This window comes from Sphingobium trunci, assembly GCF_022664535.1.
Taxonomy (GTDB): Bacteria; Pseudomonadota; Alphaproteobacteria; order Sphingomonadales; family Sphingomonadaceae; genus Sphingobium.
The window spans coordinates 34531-54410 of record NZ_JAKUJY010000005.1; the positions used below are offsets into that span (position 1 = coordinate 34531).

General features: G+C 64.0%; 15 protein-coding genes. 10 read left to right on the forward strand and 5 right to left on the reverse strand.

Annotated elements, in window-relative coordinates; all coding sequences use genetic code 11:
- Positions 1-135: 135 nt before the first annotated feature.
- The 4 genes from MJ601_RS06060 (at position 136) to MJ601_RS06075 (ending at position 5977) form a co-directional block, all read left to right on the forward strand.
- Positions 136-2640, forward strand: coding sequence for a TonB-dependent receptor (locus MJ601_RS06060; protein ID WP_242124382.1), 2505 nt, complete (start codon positions 136-138; stop codon positions 2638-2640).
- Positions 2641-2644: 4 nt separating this feature from the next.
- A complete protein-coding gene (locus MJ601_RS06065) occupies positions 2645-3418 on the forward strand; it encodes a tetratricopeptide repeat protein (protein ID WP_242124384.1) in 774 nt (257 codons plus the stop codon).
- Complete coding sequence (locus MJ601_RS06070) at positions 3412-4095, forward strand: Fe2+-dependent dioxygenase (RefSeq protein ID WP_242124386.1); 684 nt, start codon at positions 3412-3414, stop codon at positions 4093-4095. The genes MJ601_RS06065 and MJ601_RS06070 overlap by 7 nt, the downstream gene beginning before the upstream one ends.
- Positions 4096-4645: 550 nt before the next feature.
- Positions 4646-5977, forward strand: a complete 1332-nt coding sequence (locus MJ601_RS06075; protein ID WP_242124388.1) for an endo alpha-1,4 polygalactosaminidase — start codon at positions 4646-4648, stop codon at positions 5975-5977.
- Positions 5978-6002: 25 nt separating this feature from the next.
- Here the strand turns inward: MJ601_RS06075 and MJ601_RS06080 are convergent, their stop codons facing one another.
- From MJ601_RS06080 to MJ601_RS06090, 3 genes are all read right to left on the reverse strand, one after another.
- Positions 6003-8462 carry a TonB-dependent receptor gene (locus MJ601_RS06080; protein ID WP_242124390.1) on the reverse strand — a complete coding sequence of 820 codons (2460 nt, stop codon included), beginning with the start codon at positions 8460-8462 and terminating at the stop codon, positions 6003-6005.
- Positions 8463-8552: 90 nt separating this feature from the next.
- Complete coding sequence (gene chrA, locus MJ601_RS06085) at positions 8553-9956, reverse strand: chromate efflux transporter (RefSeq protein ID WP_242124392.1); 1404 nt, start codon at positions 9954-9956, stop codon at positions 8553-8555.
- On the reverse strand, positions 9953-10909 hold the full coding sequence (locus MJ601_RS06090) for a chromate resistance protein ChrB domain-containing protein (protein ID WP_242124394.1): 957 nt from the start codon (positions 10907-10909) through the stop codon (positions 9953-9955). Before MJ601_RS06090 ends, chrA begins: the two co-directional genes overlap by 4 nt.
- Positions 10910-10955: 46 nt before the next feature.
- Between MJ601_RS06090 and MJ601_RS06095 the strand changes: the two genes are divergently transcribed.
- The 6 genes from MJ601_RS06095 (at position 10956) to MJ601_RS06120 (ending at position 17564) form a co-directional block, all read left to right on the forward strand.
- Positions 10956-12308, forward strand: coding sequence for an alginate export family protein (locus tag MJ601_RS06095; RefSeq protein WP_242124396.1), 1353 nt, complete (start codon positions 10956-10958; stop codon positions 12306-12308).
- A gap of 62 nt (positions 12309-12370) precedes the next feature.
- The gene (locus MJ601_RS06100) at positions 12371-13954 is read left to right on the forward strand and encodes a Na+/H+ antiporter (protein WP_242124397.1); all 1584 of its coding nucleotides are present in this window, start codon (positions 12371-12373) and stop codon (positions 13952-13954) included.
- A 339-nt stretch (positions 13955-14293) separates the two neighbouring features.
- Positions 14294-15562 carry a pilus assembly protein TadG-related protein gene (locus tag MJ601_RS06105; RefSeq protein WP_242124399.1) on the forward strand — a complete coding sequence of 423 codons (1269 nt, stop codon included), beginning with the start codon at positions 14294-14296 and terminating at the stop codon, positions 15560-15562.
- A complete protein-coding gene (locus MJ601_RS06110; protein WP_242124401.1) occupies positions 15559-16032 on the forward strand; it encodes a TadE family protein in 474 nt (157 codons plus the stop codon). The genes MJ601_RS06105 and MJ601_RS06110 overlap by 4 nt, the downstream gene beginning before the upstream one ends.
- Complete coding sequence (locus MJ601_RS06115; RefSeq protein WP_242124404.1) at positions 16029-16409, forward strand: TadE/TadG family type IV pilus assembly protein; 381 nt, start codon at positions 16029-16031, stop codon at positions 16407-16409. The genes MJ601_RS06110 and MJ601_RS06115 overlap by 4 nt, the downstream gene beginning before the upstream one ends.
- A gap of 114 nt (positions 16410-16523) precedes the next feature.
- On the forward strand, positions 16524-17564 hold the full coding sequence (locus MJ601_RS06120; protein ID WP_242124406.1) for a rod shape-determining protein: 1041 nt from the start codon (positions 16524-16526) through the stop codon (positions 17562-17564).
- A gap of 286 nt (positions 17565-17850) precedes the next feature.
- Here MJ601_RS06120 and MJ601_RS06125 read toward each other — a convergent pair whose 3' ends face one another.
- A complete protein-coding gene (locus MJ601_RS06125; RefSeq protein WP_242124408.1) occupies positions 17851-18858 on the reverse strand; it encodes a class 1 fructose-bisphosphatase in 1008 nt (335 codons plus the stop codon).
- A gap of 108 nt (positions 18859-18966) precedes the next feature.
- Positions 18967-19806 carry a shikimate 5-dehydrogenase gene (locus MJ601_RS06130; RefSeq protein ID WP_242124410.1) on the reverse strand — a complete coding sequence of 280 codons (840 nt, stop codon included), beginning with the start codon at positions 19804-19806 and terminating at the stop codon, positions 18967-18969.
- Positions 19807-19880: the final 74 nt, after the last annotated feature.

Genomic DNA, 19880 nt, shown 5'->3' on the forward strand with positions numbered 1-19880 from the left:
GATCTGGCGCCTCCGGCCCCGTATGGCATGTTCCGTGTTTCTTCCATTCACTGCTTTTGTTTCTCAATAGTGATTGACTCTGCGAACGCGTCTCAATAACTGGCCCCGAAAACAGGTAAAGAAATGGGGACCGACATGAACAATGATCACCGCCGCCGGACCACGCCTGCCTTTCTGGCGCTGGGTTGCGTGGGCGCCTTCGTGTCGAGTCCCGCGCTGGCGCTGGACAAGCTCGCCGATACCGCCGCCGATACTGCCGACGCACTGGCCGATCAGCAGGCCGATGCCGGGCAGATCATCGTCAACGGCCGCTACAATCAGGACATCATCTCTCCCAAGGCGACCGCCCCACTGATCAACACGCCGCGTTCGGTCGCGATCGTCAGTGAAAATGTGATCAAGGACACCGGATCGGCCACGCTGGTGGAGGCGCTGCGCACCGTGCCGGGCATCACTTTCGGCGCGGCGGAGGGCGGCAATCCGATCGGCGACCGGCCGTTCATCCGCGGCTTCGACAGCCAGGGCAGCACCTATGTCGATGGCGTGCGCGACACCTCCGCCCAGTCGCGCGAGGTCTTCGCGGTCGAACAGATCCAGGTCGTGCGCGGCTCCGACAGTTCGCTGGGCGGCCGCGGCAGCGCGGGCGGCTCCCTCAACATCATCACCAAGCTGCCCCGCGACCGCGACTTTGCCGCCATGGACCTGTCCTACGGCACCGCCGATTACAAGCGGATCACGGCGGACATCAATTACAAGCTGAGCGATTCCATCGGTTTCCGCGTCGCGGGCCTATGGCATGACCAGGATGTGGCGGGTCGCGACGCGATCTGGCAGAGGCGCTGGGGCGTCGCGCCCTCGCTGACCCTGGGCATGAATTCGCCGACCCAGCTTACCCTGTCCTGGTATCATCTCGATACCGACGAACTGCCCGACAGCGGCATTCCCTACACCTATGTCTGCTCGACCACGGTCTGCAATGCCCCCACCGGCTTCACCTATTCGGAACCGGCGGTCGGTGACGTGACGCTGGCAAACGGCACGAAGGGCCATGTCGACCGCGACACCTTCTACGGCCTGAAGGATCGCGATTTCCGCAAGAGCAAGACCGACCAGTTCACCATCCGCGCGCAACATGATTTCGGCGGCGTGACGCTGCGCAACACGACCCGCTACAGCCATAATGATCAAAGCTATATCTATACCCAGCCGGACGACAGCCTTGGCAACGTCTATAATAATGGCCTGGTCTGGCGTCGTGCCAACAGCCGCTATGGCTATGTCGATACGCTGACCAACCAGACCGACCTGTTCGGCAAATTCTCGACCGGCGGCATCGAGCACAGCTTCGCCGCGGGGGTCGAGTTTTCCTGGGAAAAGGCACGGCGCGGCTATTATGTCACGCGGGGCCTGGTCAACAGCAGCAATGGCAATGAGGCGCTGACCACCGGCGGCACGCTGGCGGCGGGGCAGCGCTGTTCCACCACCGCGCAGGCGCGCTTCAACTGCACCAGCCTGTTCAATCCCAATCCGAACGACCCCTGGGTCAATTACAGCAGCGAAAGCTCGGCCGTCGCCGCCGCCATTTCGAAGACGCTGCCGATCGCGGAGACGCAAACCGACGCGGACACGCAGTCTGCCTATCTGTTCGATTCGATCACGCTGACGCCGTGGCTGATCGCCAATCTGGGGCTGCGCTTCGACAGCTTCAAATCTTCGGTCCTGCCCGGTCAGCCCATCGCCGCGACCAGCAGCTTCCGCCTCGGCCGCGAGGATAATATTTGGAACTGGCAGGCAGGCCTCGTCGCCAAGCCGACGCCGAACAGCAGCGTTTATGCTTCCTATTCCACCTCGGCGACCCCGCCCAACAGTCTGGTCGGTGAAGGGCAGGATGCCAACGGTTTCGGTACGGTCAACAATGCCTCCATCGTCGAGGCGCTGAAGGTCGAACGCACGAAATCCTATGAAGTCGGTGCCAAGGCGGACCTGTTCGATTCCCATCTCTCGCTCAATATCGCGCTGTTCCAGACCGAAACGAAGAATGCGCGCGTGACCGGTCCGGACAACAGCGTCCAGTTTATCGGCCAGCGCCGGACCAGGGGCCTGGAGCTGGGCTTCAACGGCGAAATCCTGCCGAAGTGGAGCGTCTTCGGCGGCTATACCTACATGGACGCGAAGATCGTCGACGGCGGCTATACAGCGTTGACCGCACCGGCGGTGACCGGGCAGGCGGCCCAGACGGTGCTGGTTCCCTCGGTCAATACCGGCCGCCAGTTTCCGCAGACGGCCAAGCACAGCTTCTCGCTCTGGACCAATGTAGAACTGCTGCCCAAATTCAATATCGGCGGCGGCGCCTTCTATATGAGCCGGGTGTTCGGCGGCTATGCCGACAACCGCACCGCCACGCAGGACAGCGCGGGCGTGGTCACCATCAACCCCGCGACCAGGATCATCGCCCGCTCGGTGCCGAGCTATTGGCGCTTCGACGCCCGCGCAAGCTATGAATTCAGCGACAGGATCGGCCTCAGCATCAATGTCCAGAACCTGACGGACAAGGTCTATTTCGCCCAGGCCTATACCAACCATTATGCGACGCTGGCGCCGGGCCGATCGGCCTTTGCGACGTTGAGCGTCAAATATTGATCCGATGACCGATATGTCCCCGCCGACGCTGGCCGATCTTTCCGCGATGAGCGCGGAGGCGCTTGCCGCACGGCTGGTGGAGCCTGGGGGCGACCGCGCCGCACTGATCCGCATCGCGGCGGAAGGGGGCGTGGCGCAGGCGCAACTCCTGCTGGGTCAGATGCTGCTTGACGGCATCGAACTGCCAGCCGATCCGCGGGCGGCCTTCGGCTGGTTCAACCGTGCGGCTGCCCAGCATGACATGTTCGCCCTCAACATGGTCGGCCGCTGCTATGAACTGGGCTGGGGCGTGGCAGTGGATTTCACGCGGGCGGCGGAATGTTATCGCGTCGCGGCGGAACAGGGGCTGGCCGAAGCCCAATATAATCTGGCGACCCGGCTCGCACTGGGGGAGGGGGTAGCGCAGGATCGTGGCGCCGCGCTCGACTGGTTCCGCAAGGCGGCCCGCGATCCCGGCCTCATCGGAGCCAAGGCGGCCAACTATATCGGCAGCTTCCACGAGGATGGCTGGGCCGTGAAGCCGGACAGGGCGGCGGCCTTGCGCCACTATCGGACAGCGGCCGAGGGCGGCGATTTTCGCGGGGCCTTCAATCTTGCCCGCCTGCTGGCCGAGGACGGCGAAAGGGACGAGGCGCTGGCCTGGCTCGGCAAGGTGCGCGAAGCTGCGACGCCCGCCTTCCTGCTGAAGGCCGCCGATTTCCTCGGCCAATCGACCGACGAACATTGGCGCGCGGCGGCCTTGGCCGCTTTGCTGGACAAGAAGGAGCCGACATGCTGACCGTCATTCCCGACCTGCTCGACGCGGATGGCCTGGCGCGGGTTCGCGCGCTGATCGACGCGGCGCAATGGGTCGACGGCAATGTCACCTCCGGCCACCAGTCGGCGCTCGCCAAGCGCAACCTGCAACTGCCCGAAGAGGCGGCGGAGGCGAAGCAGGCCGGCCAGATCGTGCTGGACGCGCTCGGCAACTCACCGCTGTTCATCGCCGCCGCTCTGCCGCTCAAGGTCTTTCCGCCACTGTTCAACAGCTATGCGGGCGGGCAGGCCTTTGGCACCCATGTCGACAATGCGGTGCGGATTCAGGCGGGCACCGGCTTTCGCGTGCGATCGGACCTGTCGATCACCGTCTTTCTGGAGGAGCCGGAAAGCTATGATGGCGGTGAATTGACGATCGACACCAATTTCGGCGTCCAGCGGGTGAAGCTGCCCGCGGGGCATGCGGTGCTCTATCCCTCCTCCTCGCTGCACCGGGTGGAACCGGTCACGCGCGGCCGCCGCGTGGCGAGCTTCTTCTGGCTCCAGTCCATGGTGCGGGACGATGCCGCACGGCAGATGCTCTTCGATCTGGACAGCAGCATTCAGCAACTGGCGGCCGATCTGGGCCATGACAATGCGCAGGTCATCCGGCTCACCGGTGTCTATCACAACCTGCTGCGCCGCTGGGCCGACGCCTGACCGCCGCTCCGGCCACCAACCGCTAAAGTTTCCCTTCCCTTCGGAAAGGGGCAGGGGAGGGCGTCTGGCGCTACGCCTCAACAGGGCCTCAGGCAGGGCACCCACCAGGTCGAGCCGATTCCGATCGCAGGGGCCATGCCCTTTTATCGAGTTCATAGGCCGCCGCTCGGCCCATCCGGGCCGCGCCTCTTCTCGTCGCAGGCGGAATGGAGCCGGAATTTCGTTCATCGGGGAGAAAGGTTGCAAGCCCATTGTGACCCGAAATTCGGCGTGGAAGCCGATGCGGGGAGGGTCGCGATATGATTTTCTTGCAGCTTTTTTGCGCGCAGCGAAGACAGCGCTTGGTCGAACCAGAGCGCTAGGATTTCCTTTAAAATCAAGGGGGCAGCCTGTCAACGGGGTTCGTCACCCGTTGAGCGCTCGCGGCAGTCGAAAAGCATCAACCTTAAAACGCAATCATTGTGAAACACCGCCGGGCGCACACCGGCTGGACAACTGATGTCCTGTTTCACCGCTTTCGGGTCCGAACATTATTCGTCAGGAGTAAGCTATGCCGCACACGGGCATGTATGTTCTACAGGGTATCATTCCTTCCGAGGTCGCCGCGGCGCCCTTCGACGTCAAGGTGATCGATATTTACGACGATGCCGGCACGGCCTTCACCTCCGCGGAGGTCGCCCAGATGGGCGGTGGACCCGGAAGTTCGCTGCTCCTGGGCTATTTCAGCATCGGCGAGGCGGAAGATTACAGGGATTATTTCCAGACCATTCCGCAGGCCGCGCTGGGGCCTGAAAATCCGCAATGGAAGGGCGACTATCAGGTCGCCTATTGGACGCCGGAATGGCGGGCGGTCGCGACGGCCTATATCGATAAGATGCTGGCCGCCGGCTATGACGGCGTCTATTTCGACGTCGTCGACGAATATCAGCAGGCCTGGGCCCAGGCCAATGCGCCCGGCGGCGCTGCCGGAGCGGAACAGGCGATGGCCGATCTGGTCGCCTATCTCGCCGACTATGCGCACGCGAAAAATCCGAACTTCAAGATCTGGGCCAATAATGCCGAGGAATTGCTCTCGAACAACACCTATTTCTCGCACCTGGACGGCATGTATAAGGAAAATCTCTATTATTCCGACTCAGGCGCCAAGCAGCCGGTGAGCGAAACGCAGGCGAGCCTGCAACTTCTTCAGAAGATGATCGACGCAGGCAAGGATGTCATCGCGATCGAATATGTCTCCAGCCAGACGGCGATCGCCGATGTCGAGGCACAGGCGGCGCATGACGGCGTGGGCTATTATACGGCCAATATCGACCTGAACGGCATCAGCTACAGCGGCGTGCTGCCGGGGCAATATATCCATGCGGACTGGGGCACGACCACATCCACTCCGCCGCCACCGCCCGCTCCCGTCGATCTGGTCCTGACCGGCGACAGCGCTGCCAACACGTTGACGGGCGGCGCAGGCAACGACAAGCTCTATGGCCAGGCGGGCAATGACATCCTGTCGGGCAATGCCGGGAATGACCGGCTCGACGGCGGCAAGGGCAATGACACGCTCATCGGCGGCAGCGGCGCCGACACCTTCATATTCAATGCCTCCGGCAGCAAGAATGTCGACAAGATCGTGGACTTCGAGCATGGTATAGATACCATCGCCCTTGACCATCTGGTCTTCACGGCGGCGGGTCCGATCGGTGAATTGCCCGACAGCAATTATTGGGAAGGCACGCGGGCCCATGATGCCAATGACCATGTCATCTACAATCCCGCGACCGGCGCCATCTACTATGATCCCGATGGAACCGGCCGGATAGCGCAGGTACAGATCGCCACGGTACTGATCGGCACGCATCTGGACCATACGGATTTTTCCGTCTTCTAGATCGTGCCATTGATGAGTTTACGCCCTAGATCTTCCCGCGCAGCGTCAAACCGTAAAGGCGTGGTTCACCCAGCGCCGCCAGCGCCACGCCATAGGTCGAATTGACGCTGATCGTGTTGTAATAATCCTTGTTGAACAGGTTGCGGACCCACACGGACAGATCCCATCTGCCCTCGCTCTGGCGCAGCCCCGCATGGGCGCCGAACAGGGCAAAGCCCGGCACGCGCGAAAAGGGGTCCAGATTGACCGAAGCATAATAGCCGGAGCGGTAGCTGCCGTCCGCTCCGATATAGATATCGCGATCGCCGCCCGCCGGACGGACATATTCCACCGTCCCGCCCAGCGACCATTTCGATGCACCCGACGCCGGACGTCCGGACAGGTCGACGGAGGTCAGATAGCTGTTCAGATAGTCCGGCACCGCATGGGTGTATCGGGTATATTTCGCGTCATTATAGGTTGCGGCGAACGTCGCGCTCAACCCGTCCAGCGGGGCGAAGCGGGTATCCAGTTCCACGCCGCGCGACCGCAGCGTCCCGACATTGGCGATATAATAGGCGGCCGGTGTGACCAGCGTGTTCGCGTAATTGGCCTGATAATTCTTGTCCTGCGTCCAGAACAGGGCGCCGTTCAGCTCGATCGCGCCATTGGCGAACCGTGTCTTCAGGCCCAGTTCGAAGGCATCGACCTTCTCCGGCTTCACGAAGATATCGACACCCAGCGTCTGGCGGACCAGATTGATGCCCGGCGACTTGTAGCCGCGCGCATAGCTGAAATAGGCATGGGCATCGCCGGAAATATCATAGGCGGCGATCAGCGTGCCTGACAGGTTGTTGCTGTTGTTCGTCACATAATAGCTCGCCACCGGCGCATAGGCGGCACGCAGGGCAATGGCGGTGGCCTGATAGGTGGTGGGCAGCGCGCTGATCGGCACCACGTCGCCCCGCGCCTCGGCATCGTACAGGCCGGTCTTGTGCTCATAGGTATAGCGCAGCCCGCCCGTCAGGCGGAAACGCGGCGATATGTGCCAGGTCGCCTGGCCATAGGCGGCATAGCTGTGCGTCGCGGGCACGACATGGGCGAAGGATTCAAGCCCGTTCAGGATCGCTGCGGGCAGGGGCGATACGGTGGCGGTCGGCGTGTTGGCGGTGCGCAACCAGGCGACGGCATCCCTGCCATAGACCGTGCGCTGCTTGTCGTCCGCCTCCTGCCAGAAGAAATAGAGGCCCGCGCTGAAATCGACCGTCCGTTCGCCGGTGGAGGCGACGCGGAATTCCTGGCTGAACTGCTGCTGATCGGTGTCGACCACGCCCAGGGTGGATACCTGGGCGCCGATCTGGTCCCCGTCAAAATTGGGGATCCACTTCCAGTTGCGGTAGGCGCTGATGGATGTCAGCGTCACGCCCGTAAGGTCGAGGTCGGCCTGCGCCTGGAAACCATAGCTCGGCATCTTGTCATACTGGCTGCTGTCGATGTCGACCTGCCGGTCGAAGGCGTTGACGCTGCCCGGTACATAGCCCACATCGGCGGCCCGGCGGTAGAAGCCGCGCACCTGCGTCCCGTTGTTCAGCGTCGTGGGCAGCACCCTGGCGATGCTCTGAAAACCCACATCGCCCTTCTGGATCGAATAGTCGGCGATGAAGCGCAGCCGGAAATTGTCGGTCGGCCGGTAAAGCAGGTCGAACCGCACCGAATGGTTGTCGAGATTGTCCCAGTCCTGATTATAGACGGTGTTGCGGATCAGCCCGCGGCGCGAGGTGCGCAGATAGGAGACGCGGAACGCCAGTTTATCGTTCAGCGCGGCGTTCAGGCTGACATAGCCGCGGAAATAATCGTAATTGCCATAGCTGGCCTCGGCCCTCGCCTCATTGGTGAAGCTGGGCGCCCGGGTCTTGATGTCGATCGCGCCCGCGACCGTGTTCTTGCCGAACAGCGTGCCCTGCGGCCCCCGCAGCAACTGGATGCTCTCCACATCGATGAGGTCGGTGATGACGGATCCTGTGCGCGGCCGGTAGACGCCGTCCACATAAAGCCCGACGCCCTGCTCCAGCCCGTCGTTGGTGCCGCCCGAGTTGGTGCCGATGCCGCGGATGGTGATGGTCTGGTTGCGGCCGCTGATACCCTGGATGTTCAGGCTGGGCAGTTGCTGCACGCTCTGCTTCAGGTTGAAGGCGCCCTGCGCGGCGATGGTATCGCCGCTGATCGCGCTGATCGCGATCGGCACCTTCTGCGCATCCTCCTTGCGGTAGCGCGCGGTGACGACGATGCTCTCGACGCCCGCCGCGCTGTCCTCCGCTGCCGCCGCCGTCGGCGCCTGAGCGAAGGCGGCGCTGGAAAGGGCCAGCGACGCGCTCCCGCCCCAAAGCCCCATCATCAACGCGCGCCCTATGGTTCGCGACCGGTCATGCTGCATGTCTTGCCCCTTTTCCTTGCCGCGCACGGCATAGGGAGGGGACGGGGGGCTTTTCCAACGCGGATCGCCCATTTGCTTATGCGTAATGTCAAATGGTTGAGCGCCGCTCACCGGTCACGCGGCTTCCCTCATGCGAAGACGGCAGGATCGACCCTTTCCGGTTCAGGCCAGGATGATATAGGCCGCGCCGATCGCCGCACAGGCGCCTAGAACCGGCAATATGCCGATCTTGAATCGGAACACGGCGATCATGGCGCCGATCGACAGCAGCGCCGCGGGAATGTTGATCGATGCCAGCACGGGGACGTCGAGCGTGCCGGTGGGAGTCGTCACCGGCTTCACATGCCCGAACAGCGTGTGGATGGCGAACCAGATGGCCAGGTTCAGGATCACGCCGACCACCGCCGCCGTGATGGCCGTCAGCGCGGAGGACAGCGCCCTGTTGCCGCGCAGCCGTTCGATGAAGGGGGCGCCTGCGAATATCCACAGGAAGCAGGGCACGAACGTGACCCAGGTCGTCAGGATCGCGCCCAGCGTCGCGGCCAGCAGGGGCGATAGCGGGCCGGCATCGCGAAACGCCGCGAGGAAGCCGACGAACTGCGTCACCATGATCAGCGGTCCGGGCGTGGTTTCGGCCATGCCCAGGCCGTCGAGCATCTCGCCCGGCCGCAGCCATCCGAAGGTGCCGACCGCCTCCTGCGCGACATAGGCCAGCACCGCATAGGCGCCGCCGAACGTCACCACCGCCATCTGGCTGAAGAAGGTGGCGATACGGGTGAACACATCGTCCGGTCCCAGCGTCAGGAACAGCGCCAGCACCGGTCCCAGCCAAAGCAGCAGCAGGACGGAGCAGATCCGCAGCGACCAGCCGAGATTGGGCTTGGCATGTTCGGGCAATGCCTCGCCCAGGGCCGTGTCGCGGTCGTGCACGACATCGCCCGCCGCGGCTCCATGGCCCCCGCCGCCCTTGAACTGGGCGATGCCGCTGCGCCCGCCGAGATAACCGATCACGCCCGCCCCGAGGACGATCAGCGGGAAGGGCGCATTGAGGAAGAAGATGGCGACGAAGGCGATCGCCGCGATGCCGCGCATGACATTATTCTTGAGCGCGCGCGACCCCACGCGAAACACCGCCTGCACCACCACCGCCAGCACCGCCGCCTTGAGGCCGAAGAACAACCCCTCGATCAGCGACACATGGCCGAACAGCACATAGATGTAGCTGAGGCCCAATATGGCGAGGAAGCCCGGCAGGACGAACAGCGCCCCAGCGATCAGGCCCCCCCTCGTCTTGTGCAGCAGCCAGCCGATATAGATGGCGAGTTGCTGCGCCTCCGGTCCAGGCAGCAGCATGCAGTAATTGAGGGCGTGGAGGAAACGCTCCTCCCCGATCCATCTCTTCTCCTCGACCAGGATGCGGTGCATGACCGCGATCTGCCCGGCCGGGCCGCCGAAGCTGAGGGACGCGATCCGTGCCCATACCCGGGTGGCTTCGCCCAGGGAGATGCCGTGATCGCCACCGGCGCGCGTTTCCGCGGCGGCGACGGGGGATGCGCTTGCCGTCATCTATCCGTCTTCCTGTTACTGAAAAAGGCATGGAACTGGTTGAGCGCCTCGCTCGCCATGGCGATGCGCTGAAGGTCGTCGTCGGTGGACGCGCATACGCCGGACAGCATGGCGCCAACGCCTGCGGTCTCCGGCCGGGCGAACTTGCCGTCGCCAATGTCCAGCTCGTGGATGATCTCCCCGATGGCGACCAGGGCGGGGTCGTCCGTCAGCCTGGCCCGCAGCAGCAGGGTCTCGAAGCTGCACCGGTCCCCTTCATGAGTGAACTCGGCATCGACCATGTCGAAACGGAACTCGCCGTCGGCCGGATCATATTGGCGGCCGTCGACGAATTTGAGGGGCGCGCCGGGATCGATGAAGCGGCGGATCAGCCAGGCGCAGGCGATGCGGTCGACATGGACGCCGCGGCGCGTGACCCAGGTGCGTCCGGTCAGGTCGGACGGCGCCGGTATGTCCGCCGGGTCGCTGCGGCCGACATCGGGATGCCGGTAGCGCTGCCGGTCCAGTTCGGCGAGGGCGGCTTCCGCCTCCTGCCGTCCATGGGCGCCGAAAAAGTCCAGCCTGCCCACCTCTTCCAGCCGTTTCTGGAGTCTTGCAATCTCGGCTCCGCTTGCCGGTCCCGTTTCCAGCAGGCGCTTGGCCGCCTGGGCGATCTCGTCATAATCGGCGTCGCGCGCGGTGTCGAAGAGCAGGCGGACGTCGCCGTCCGACTGACCGGCCAGCAATCTGGCCTCGATCAATATCGCTTCGCCGCCACTTGCGCCGATCTCCTGCAGCAGATCGCGGAAAGCCGCCTCGGATGCCGGCGCGTGCGGCAGGACGTGGACGGCATTTTTGAGCGGAACCGCGCCGATCGCCTGCAATCGCCGCCAGATCTTCACGCGCAGATAGGGCGGTTTGGCCGGGAGCTGATGCAAGAGGGCGAGCCAGAGGCTGGTATCCGATGAACTCATGATGCATATGTATCATCACAATCGATTCGTGGAAATAGCTATATCTATGCTTCGTCACCGCCTCTCCGCCCGTTCCTGTCTCGGTCTGCTCTCCGCTCTTGCAGGGGCGCCGCCTGCCTTGGCGGGGGAGGATGGCCTTTCGCTGAGCGGCAGCGTGCGTCTGCGTTTCGAGGAGATTGAGGGGCAGCCCCGCGCCGGATTCGATCGCGATGACAGCCTGTTCAACATAAGGACGCAGTTGCTGGGCGAATATCGGGGTGAGGGGGTTCGCGTCGGCGCCGAACTGTTCGACAGCCGCGCCTATGGCGCCGATCCGGGCACCCCCATCTCGACGAACGAGGTCAACGCCCTGGAACTGGTCCAGGCTTATGTCGCCACCGATATCGCCGAACCGCTGGGCAAGGGCAGCAAATTGACCCTGACGGCGGGCCGCATGACCCTCAACCTGGGATCGCGGCGGCTGGTCGCGGCGGACGACTATCGCAACACCACCAACGGCTATACGGGCCTGCGCGCCGACCTGACGGCGCGGCATGGGGTGAAGGCGGTCTTCATCTACACCCTGCCGCAGCAACGCCGCCCGGACGATCGCGAAGGCATCAGGAACCGGCGCGTGGGGATCGACCATGAGGGTTTCGATCTGGTGCTGTGGGGCGGGATCGTCAGCAAGGCCAGGATGCTGGGCCCGGCGACGGCGGAACTGACCTATTTCCATCTGGGCGAGCGCGACGAGCCGGGCCGCCCGACGCGGGACCGCTCGCTCGACACCTTCGGCGGCCGCGTCGTCCGGGAGCCGCAAACCGGCGCGTTCGACTATGAGCTCGAGGCCTATTACCAGACCGGCAGCATCAGCGCATCCCTGGCACCGGCTGCCGCGCGCCAGCCGGTCGGCGCCAGTTTCGTTCACGCCGATGCCGGATATAGTTTCCCCGGCCGCTGGAAGCCGCGCCTGTCCGTCGAGTTCGATCGGGCGAGCGGCGACAGGGCCGGGGGGCGTTACGGCCGTTTCGACACGCTGTTCGGCATGCGCCGCGCCGATCTGGCCCCGGCCGGTCTCTATAATGCCGTCGCGCGGACCAATATCGTGACGCCGGGCATCCGGCTGGAAGCCACGCCCGACAAAAGCTGGGACTGGTTCGCGGTCTATCGCGCCATGTGGCTGGCATCGCGCACGGACGCCTTTTCCACCACGGGCGTCAGGGACGGTAGCGGGCGATCGGGCAATTTCGCCGGTCACCAGATCGAGGGGCGGGTGCGCTACTGGATCGTCCGGTCGCGCCTGCGCTTCGAATTCGACGGCCTGCTGCTCGCCAAGGGGCGGTTCCTGAGGGACGCGCCCAACGCACCCCCGGCAAGATGGACCCGCTATACCTCCTTCAACCTGACGGCCAGCTTCTGATCCACCATCTGGACGGTCCCGTCCCAGGCATTAGGATGCGTGCCGAGGCGAGGGAGAAGCGCATGCACCCGATGCAGATGTTCGAATGGGTGATCGTCATGCTGTTGGCGATCATCGTGTTGCACTATGCCGCCAACCGTTTGCGCCTGCCCCCGGCGGTCGCACTGCTGACCGGGGGCGCAATCTTCGCCTTCCTGCCGGGTCTGCCGGTCATTGCGCTCGATCCGCAACTGGTGCTGGTGATCTTCCTGCCACCCCTGTTGATGGATGGCGCCTGGTTCATCGCGCTCCGCCATTTGCGGCGGCATATGATCGGCATCGCCGCGCTGGCGGTCGGCGCGGTCATCTTCACGACCGCCATCGTCGCGGCGGTGACGCACTGGCTGGTGCCAGGCCTGCCCTGGGCGGCCTGTGCGGCGCTGGGCGCCATCGTCTCGCCGCCCGACGCGGTGTCGGCGCGCGCGGTGTTGCAGCGGGTTCATCTGCCCCGCCGCCTGTCGATCCTGCTGGAGGGCGAAAGCCTGTTCAACGATGCCAGCGGCCTAGTCCTCTTCCGTTTCGCCATCGCCGCAGGCGTGACAGGCGCCTTCAGCATGGTCGACGCCCTGCAAAGCTTCCTGCTGCTCGCCGCCGGGGGCGCGCTCGTCGGCGTGGCGGTGGGCGCGGTCTGGGTCGTGACGGTGCGTAGGCTGGACGACAAATATCTGATGATCGCCTCTTCGCTGCTCGCGCCCTGGGCAGCCTATCTTCTGGCGGAAAATGCGCATTTGTCGGGCGTGATCGCGACCGTCACCACGGGCCTCATCTGCGGCTGGTATCAGCATATCGTCTTTCCCGCGATGGTCCGGATGAACGGCACCGCCTTCTGGGCGGTGATGATCTTCCTGATGGAGGCGTTCGTCTTCCTGCTCATCGGCTCCTCGCTGCGCGGCGTGATCGATCGTGTCGGCGGCTTTGGCGTGGTGCTGGACGAAATGGCGCTGCCGGTGCTGGCGATCCTCGCGGCGCTCACCGTGGCGCGCTTCCTCTGGGTGTTCGGCGCCGACGCCGCCATCGCGGGTATCAGGGCGCTCGGAGTGAAGCGCTACACCCCGATCGGCCCCCGCGCGGCGACGGTGCTGGGCTGGGCCGGAATGCGCGGCGTCGTGACGCTCGCGGTGGCGCTCAGCGTGCCGGAGGATTTTCCCGGCCGCGACTTCATCCTGACGGCGGCCTTCGCGGTCATCATCGGCACGGTGCTGATCCAGGGCACCACGCTGGGTGCGGTCATCCGCCTCGTCCGCCTGGTCGAGCCGGAATGCGACCGCCCCCGCATGACGATGAGCCAGGCCGAAGCCGCGATGGCGCAGGCGCAGGTGCGCGTCGTCCAATCCCATGCCTATGATGCGGACGGCACGCTGCTCCATCCGCGCCTGCTGGAGCGTTATCAGCGCCACGCCGAACTTTCCGCCCGCTATGTCGGACAGGAGGAGAATTTTTCGGACACCCTCCATGCCCATTTCGACCTGGTGCTGAAAGCCATTGCCGCCGGCCGCACCGAACTCATCCGCCTGCATCGCAGCGGCGACATAGACGAACATACGCTTCAGGAACTGGAGCGCGACCTGGATCTGGAGGAATTGAGCGCCCTCTCGGCCAAGGCGTGACGGCGGCACAGGAGCCGATTGCAATCGGTGCAGCCAAGTGGCGGTCCCAAGCGATATTGCTTGAATAGTATTCTTATCTTATATTTGGAATGATAATATTAAATGTAACGCTCCATAATTATTTTATGATATATCTGATATATTAGTAATTATTTTTATCAATGTTTTATTTTATTTAGATCAATGAATGAACTTTAACTTTAACATGGATTTATATAACTAAAGATATATAGCCTTATTCGCGATATTTTATTCGAAAATAACCATTCATTAACCCACATTATTTAAAACCTTTCTCGTCTTTCGTCTTGATACAGGACGCCCAGGAGAGGTAATTTGATGTTCGGCAGGATGATTGCGCGATTGGGGCGGGACAGGACCGGCAACATCCTGGTGATGGCCGCCGCTTCCATGCCGATCTTCGTCGGCGCGGCGGGGCTGGCGACCGATACGGTGCAATGGACATTGTGGAAACGACAGGTTCAGCGCCAGGCGGACTCCGCCGCGCTCGCGGGCGCCTATGCGGTGGCCCAGGGGTTCAGCGCATCGGACAGCGCGACCTCCGACATCAATCGCCTGGCGCTCGTCAACCTGACGCAGACCCCGACCATCGAAAATGCGCCGACCACCGGCGCCTATGCGGGCAACAGCAAGGCGGTCCGCGTCGTGCTGCAAACCAGCCAGGAATTGCCCTTTTCCAAGATGCTTGGGGTGCAGGCACCGGTCATCTATGGCGAAGCGACCGCCGCCGTGGTGGGCAGCGGCGACTATTGCGTCGTCACGCTCGAAAAAACCAGCACGGTGGGCATTACTCTCCAGGGCAATGCCACGGTCAATCTGGGCTGCGGCATGGCCACCAATTCCCGTGCATCCAACGCGGTCTATGCAGGCGGTAGCAGCACGGTGACGGCGAGTCCGGTGGCGGCGGTGGGCGGGCTGACATCCAGTTCCAACTATGTCTCTCCGACCACGCTTTTGCCCTATAGTCTGCCTGTTCAAGACCCCTATGCGTCGCTGCCGACGCCGACCGCAAGCAATCTGACGGGTTGCACCAACCTCAATGTCCAGCCCAACAACACAGTGACGCTTCCGCAGCCGGGCGCGAACGGGAGCTGCTTGAAGAATGTGGACATCAAGGGCACGCTGAACCTGCCGGCGGGGGTCTATTATATCGACGGCGGCACCTTCAATGTCGGCTCGCAGGCGGTGATCAACGGTACCGGCGTCACCATCATCCTGACCAGCAACACCGCGTCCAGCAATCCCGGTTCGATCGCCACGGTCAACATCAACGGCGGCGCGACGCTCAACCTGTCGGCGCCGACGGACACCAGCAACCCCTATCATGGCGTCCTCTTCTACCAGGACCGGCGCGCGCCGGATTCGGGAACCAACGTGATCAACGGCAATGCCGGCTCCGTCCTGCAAGGCTCCTTCTATTTTCCCGGCCAGGCGCTGTCGTTCAGCGGCACATCGGGCATGACCACCAAATGCGTGAAGATGGTGAGCAAGCGCGTCACCTTCATCGGCAACAGCAGCATCGTCAATCAATGCGACAATACCGGCGTCGATAAATTCACCGCAACGCTGGTGAAGCTGGTCGGATGATGAAACGGCTTTTCGCTGATCCGGCGGGCAACAGCACCATCGAACTGGCGATCATCATGCCGGTTCTGGTGCTGCTGACCTGCATGGCGGGGGATATCGCCATGGCATTCAAGGCCAAGATCGTGCTCCAGCGCGCGGCCGAACGGGCGGCGCAATTGGCAGCCGCGGGCGGCTACACCAGCGACACTTCCAACACGCAGGCCGCCTACAACAATCTGGCGGCCGATGCCGCCGCCGCCGCGGGCGTTTCGATTAACAATGTCACCGTCACGCCCACGCTGCTCTGCGACGCCACGGTGCAGACCGCCAGCCCTCAGGTTCCATGCCCCGATGGCCAGCAGACCAAGCGCTATGTCGCGATCACCATTACAGGAAGCTACATTCCCATGTTCGCCCAACTCATGCCCAACAGCCAATGGTCGTCGCAGGGGATCGCCATCACCGGCTCGGCATCGGTGCGGCTGCAATGATCCGGCTGGCCCGCAACCAGCGCGGCGTCGGCGCGGTCGAATTCGGCCTCGCCCTGCCGCCCTTCGTCATCCTGCTGATGGGCGCGCTCCAGATCGGCATCATCGCCTGCGCGCGCACCGGGCTGCAACATGCGGTGGATGAAGGCGCGCGTTACGCGAGCATCTATCCCGCGCCCACCGACGCGGACATCATCGCCAGGGTCAATGCACGCGAATTCGGCCTCGACCCGGCCTATACCAACAATCCGACCATCACCCACGGCACGCAATATGGCGTTCCCTATACCGAAATCACCATGACCTATTCCCGGCCGCTGAACTTCATCGTCTACCAGACGCCCGCGCTGTCGATCAGCTATACCCGCCGCTCTTATTGACGGCTCAACTGGCCGCATGAACCGGACGGGCTGTCGCAGCCCTCTTCTGCTGCGCGGAGCGACTATGCAGGGGGAGCCGTCCCGCTTCCCCTTTACGGATCGTCCGCCCTCCGCATGAAACTGCCGCGCTTCTTTTCCTCGTCCGCCTGCGACATGGCCATCGATCTGGGAACCGTCAACACGGTCATCTATGTGCGCGACCGGGGCATCGTCCTCAACGAACCTTCCGTGATCGCGATCGAGACGCGCGACGGCATCCGCAAGGTCAAGGTGGTCGGCAACGAAACCAAGCTGATGATGGGCAAGACGCCCAATGGCATCCAGGCGATCCGGCCCCTGCGCGACGGCGTGATCGCGGACATCGACGTCGCCGAACAGATGATCAAGCATTTCATCGACAAGGCGCTCGACGGCCATGCCCGCTTCGGCCGCCGTCATCAGGTGGTGATCTGCGTGCCCACCGGTTCGACCATGGTGGAACGCCGCGCGCTGCGCGACGCCGCCTCCAATGCCGGGGCCTATCGCGTGCAGTTGATCGAGGAACCGATGGCGGCGGCGATCGGTGCCGGCCTGCCCGTCACCGAGCCGCGCGGCGCCATGGTGGTCGACATTGGCGGCGGCACGACGGAGGTGGCGGTGCTGTCGCTGCGCGGCATCGCCTACAGCAACAGCGCGCGCGTCGGGGGCGACCGGCTGGACGACGCCATCGCCTCCCATATCCGCCGCACGCACAATCTGATGATCGGCGAAGCCACGTCCGAACGGGTGAAGTGCGCGCTGGGCGCCGCCACCCCGCCCGACGGCGAAGGGCGGCGCATGGTCGTGAAGGGCCGCGACCTGGTCAATGGCCGCCCGTCGGAAATGACGATCAGCGAGGCGGAGATTGCCGACGCCCTGTCCGAACCGGTGGGCCAGATCAAGATGGCGGTGATGACCGCGCTGGAACAGACGGCGCCGGAACTGTCCGCCGACATCATCGAGGAAGGCATCACCCTGACCGGCGGCGGCGCACTGCTCCAGCGGCTGGACGAGGCGCTGTCCGATGCGACCGGCCTGCCCGTGACGGTGGCCGACAAGCCGCTGATCTGCGTCGCGATGGGCGCGGGCCGCGCACTGGAAGACCGCGCCTATGACGGTGTGCTGACCGTTTCCTGACGCCGCTAACGACGCTTTTTGGGCGGTAGCCGACATTCCCTCTCCCACCGGGAGAGGGAGGGAGCCGTGCGCAGCGCGGCGGAAGGGTGAGGGCGAGACGGCGCGCAACAGGCGCCCCTCGTCCTTTCCCGATGAGATGGGCAATCTCCACCACTGGCCAAACCGCCCTTGTCCAACGGCGCCTTTGCCATCGTGCTCGGCCTTCGACCGATCACAACGGGGCTTCGCTCAAACGCTGCGCGGGCTTGACCGGGGTTCGATGAGCAAGGCTCATCGAACCCTGCCATTACCCCTGGCGCCCATAGGCAGTGACGGTCTCCACCTCCGCCTTGTCGCCCAGCACCACGCCGACGCGCTGGTGCAGCCCGGTCGGCCTGACGCCCATGATCGGCTCGAAGCCGTTGGTCGCCGCGCCGCCCGCCTGCTCGATCAGGAAGGACATGGGATTGGCCTCATACATCAGCCGCAGCCGCGCCTTGTCGGCATAGCGGTGATCGGACGGGTAGAGGAAAATGCCGCCGCGCTTCAGGATGCGATGCACGTCCGCGACCATGGATGCGGTCCAGCGCATGTTGTAATCCTTGCCCAGCGGGCCCTCGGTCCCCAGGATGCGTTCCTCGACATAGCGGGCGATGCCGGGCGACCATTGCCGCCGCCGCGCCATGTTGATGGCGAATTCGCAATTGCCCTGCGGCATCTGCAGCGGCCCGTCCGTCATCCGCCAGGAGCCGATCTCGCGGTCCAGCGTGAATTCATAGACGCCCGTGCCGATGGTCAGCACCAGCAGCGTCTGCGGCCCGTAGATCGCATAACCGGCGGCGACCTGATGGATGCCGGGCTGCAGGAAATCCTGCTCCGTCACTTCGCGGCCCGAACATTCCTCCGGCGCCTTCAGCACCGAAAAGATCGTGCCCACCGTCAGGTCGACATCGATATTGCTCGACCCGTCGATCGGATCGAACAGCAGGAGATATTCGCCCTTGGGATAGCGGTTGGGGATGCGATGGATGGTCTCCATCTCTTCCGACGCCATGGCTGCCAGATGCCCGCCCCATTCATTGGCGTCGAGCAGCAGTTCGTTGGCGATCACGTCCAGCTTCTTCTGCACCTCGCCCTGCACATTCTCGCTGTCCAGGCTGCCCAGAACCTCGCCCAGCGCGCCCTTCTGGACCGAATGGCTGATGGTCTTGCAGGCCCGCGCGACGGTTTCGATCAGCAGGCGCAGTTCGGAGGGCAGCGCATTGACCTGCCGCTGCTGTTCGATCAGGAAACGGGTGAGGGTGACGGATTGCATCGGCGCTCCATTCGAAGGAGGAACAGGGGAGGTCGAGAGACGCTAGTCGTTACGGCATCATCGGCAAAGCGGCAATTCATGACGCCGTTGTGACAAGGGACGAGCCGTTCATCCGGCAAGACTGTCCGCGACCGCCGCGCCATGAGCGAACAGCGTGGCTTCGCGCACCGCCTCGGCCGGGGGACGGATGCCCGTATAGAGCAGGAATTGCTCGACCGCCTGCAGCACGATGACCTCTCCGCCGGAGATGACAGGCTTGCCAGCGTCGCGCGCCGCGCGGACGAAGGGCGTCTCGACCGGCTGCGCCACCACGTCGAAGGCGACGGCGCACCCCGCGATATATTCAAGGGGGAAGGCAAGGGCATCGGCGTCCGCGCCTTCCATTCCCAGCGGCGTCACGTTGACGAGCAGCGGGGCGCTCTCCCGCGGCAGTTCCGCGCGCCAGGCATAGCCATATTGTTCCGCCAGCGCCCGCCCGGCCGCTTCATTGCGCGCCACGATGCAGCCTTCGGCAAAACCCGCGTCGCGCAGGGCCGCGACCACCGCCTTCGCCATGCCGCCGCTGCCGCGCAGCAGGAAGGGCAGGGGGGTGGCGATCCGCCGCTCCAGCAGGTCGCGTACCGCGACATAATCCGTATTATAGCCGGTCAGCCTGCCATCATCATTGACGATGGTGTTGACGCTGTCGATCACGCGGGCCGACGGCTCCAGCGCGTCGATCAGCGGGATCACCGCTTCCTTGAACGGCATGGAAATGGCGCAGCCGCGAATGCCGAGCGCCCTTATGCCGCCGACCGCGGCGGGCAGATCAGTGGTGCTGAAGCTCTTGTAGACATAATCCAGCCCCAAAATCTCGTAGAGCCGGTTGTGCAGCCGCGACCCCGCATTGCCGGGGCGCCCCGACAGGGACATGCATAATTTCGTGTCGCGGCCGATGGGTGGCTTCATGCGGGGCGGTTCCTTGCGTGGTTTCCCGGCCCCTTTCCCGTATCGCCGGTCGCCGCGCAAGGGCAGAAGGGGCG

What these genes read in the sequence shown, in the direction of transcription:
- MJ601_RS06120 (WP_242124406.1), top strand. Translation starts at nt 16,524, where the DNA reads ATGAAACTGCCGCGCTTCTTTTCCTCGTCCGCCTGCGACATGGCCATC.
- MJ601_RS06115 (WP_242124404.1), top strand. Translation starts at nt 16,029, where the DNA reads ATGATCCGGCTGGCCCGCAACCAGCGCGGCGTCGGCGCGGTCGAATTC.
- MJ601_RS06060 (WP_242124382.1), top strand. Translation starts at nt 136, where the DNA reads ATGAACAATGATCACCGCCGCCGGACCACGCCTGCCTTTCTGGCGCTG.
- MJ601_RS06110 (WP_242124401.1), top strand. Translation starts at nt 15,559, where the DNA reads ATGATGAAACGGCTTTTCGCTGATCCGGCGGGCAACAGCACCATCGAA.
- MJ601_RS06075 (WP_242124388.1), top strand. Translation starts at nt 4,646, where the DNA reads ATGCCGCACACGGGCATGTATGTTCTACAGGGTATCATTCCTTCCGAG.
- MJ601_RS06065 (WP_242124384.1), top strand. Translation starts at nt 2,645, where the DNA reads ATGACCGATATGTCCCCGCCGACGCTGGCCGATCTTTCCGCGATGAGC.
- MJ601_RS06125 (WP_242124408.1), bottom strand. Translation starts at nt 18,858, where the DNA reads ATGCAATCCGTCACCCTCACCCGTTTCCTGATCGAACAGCAGCGGCAG.
- chrA (WP_242124392.1), bottom strand. Translation starts at nt 9,956, where the DNA reads ATGACGGCAAGCGCATCCCCCGTCGCCGCCGCGGAAACGCGCGCCGGT.
- MJ601_RS06070 (WP_242124386.1), top strand. Translation starts at nt 3,412, where the DNA reads ATGCTGACCGTCATTCCCGACCTGCTCGACGCGGATGGCCTGGCGCGG.
- MJ601_RS06080 (WP_242124390.1), bottom strand. Translation starts at nt 8,462, where the DNA reads ATGGGCGATCCGCGTTGGAAAAGCCCCCCGTCCCCTCCCTATGCCGTG.
- MJ601_RS06105 (WP_242124399.1), top strand. Translation starts at nt 14,294, where the DNA reads ATGTTCGGCAGGATGATTGCGCGATTGGGGCGGGACAGGACCGGCAAC.
- MJ601_RS06095 (WP_242124396.1), top strand. Translation starts at nt 10,956, where the DNA reads ATGCTTCGTCACCGCCTCTCCGCCCGTTCCTGTCTCGGTCTGCTCTCC.
- MJ601_RS06090 (WP_242124394.1), bottom strand. Translation starts at nt 10,909, where the DNA reads ATGAGTTCATCGGATACCAGCCTCTGGCTCGCCCTCTTGCATCAGCTC.
- MJ601_RS06100 (WP_242124397.1), top strand. Translation starts at nt 12,371, where the DNA reads ATGCACCCGATGCAGATGTTCGAATGGGTGATCGTCATGCTGTTGGCG.
- MJ601_RS06130 (WP_242124410.1), bottom strand. Translation starts at nt 19,806, where the DNA reads ATGAAGCCACCCATCGGCCGCGACACGAAATTATGCATGTCCCTGTCG.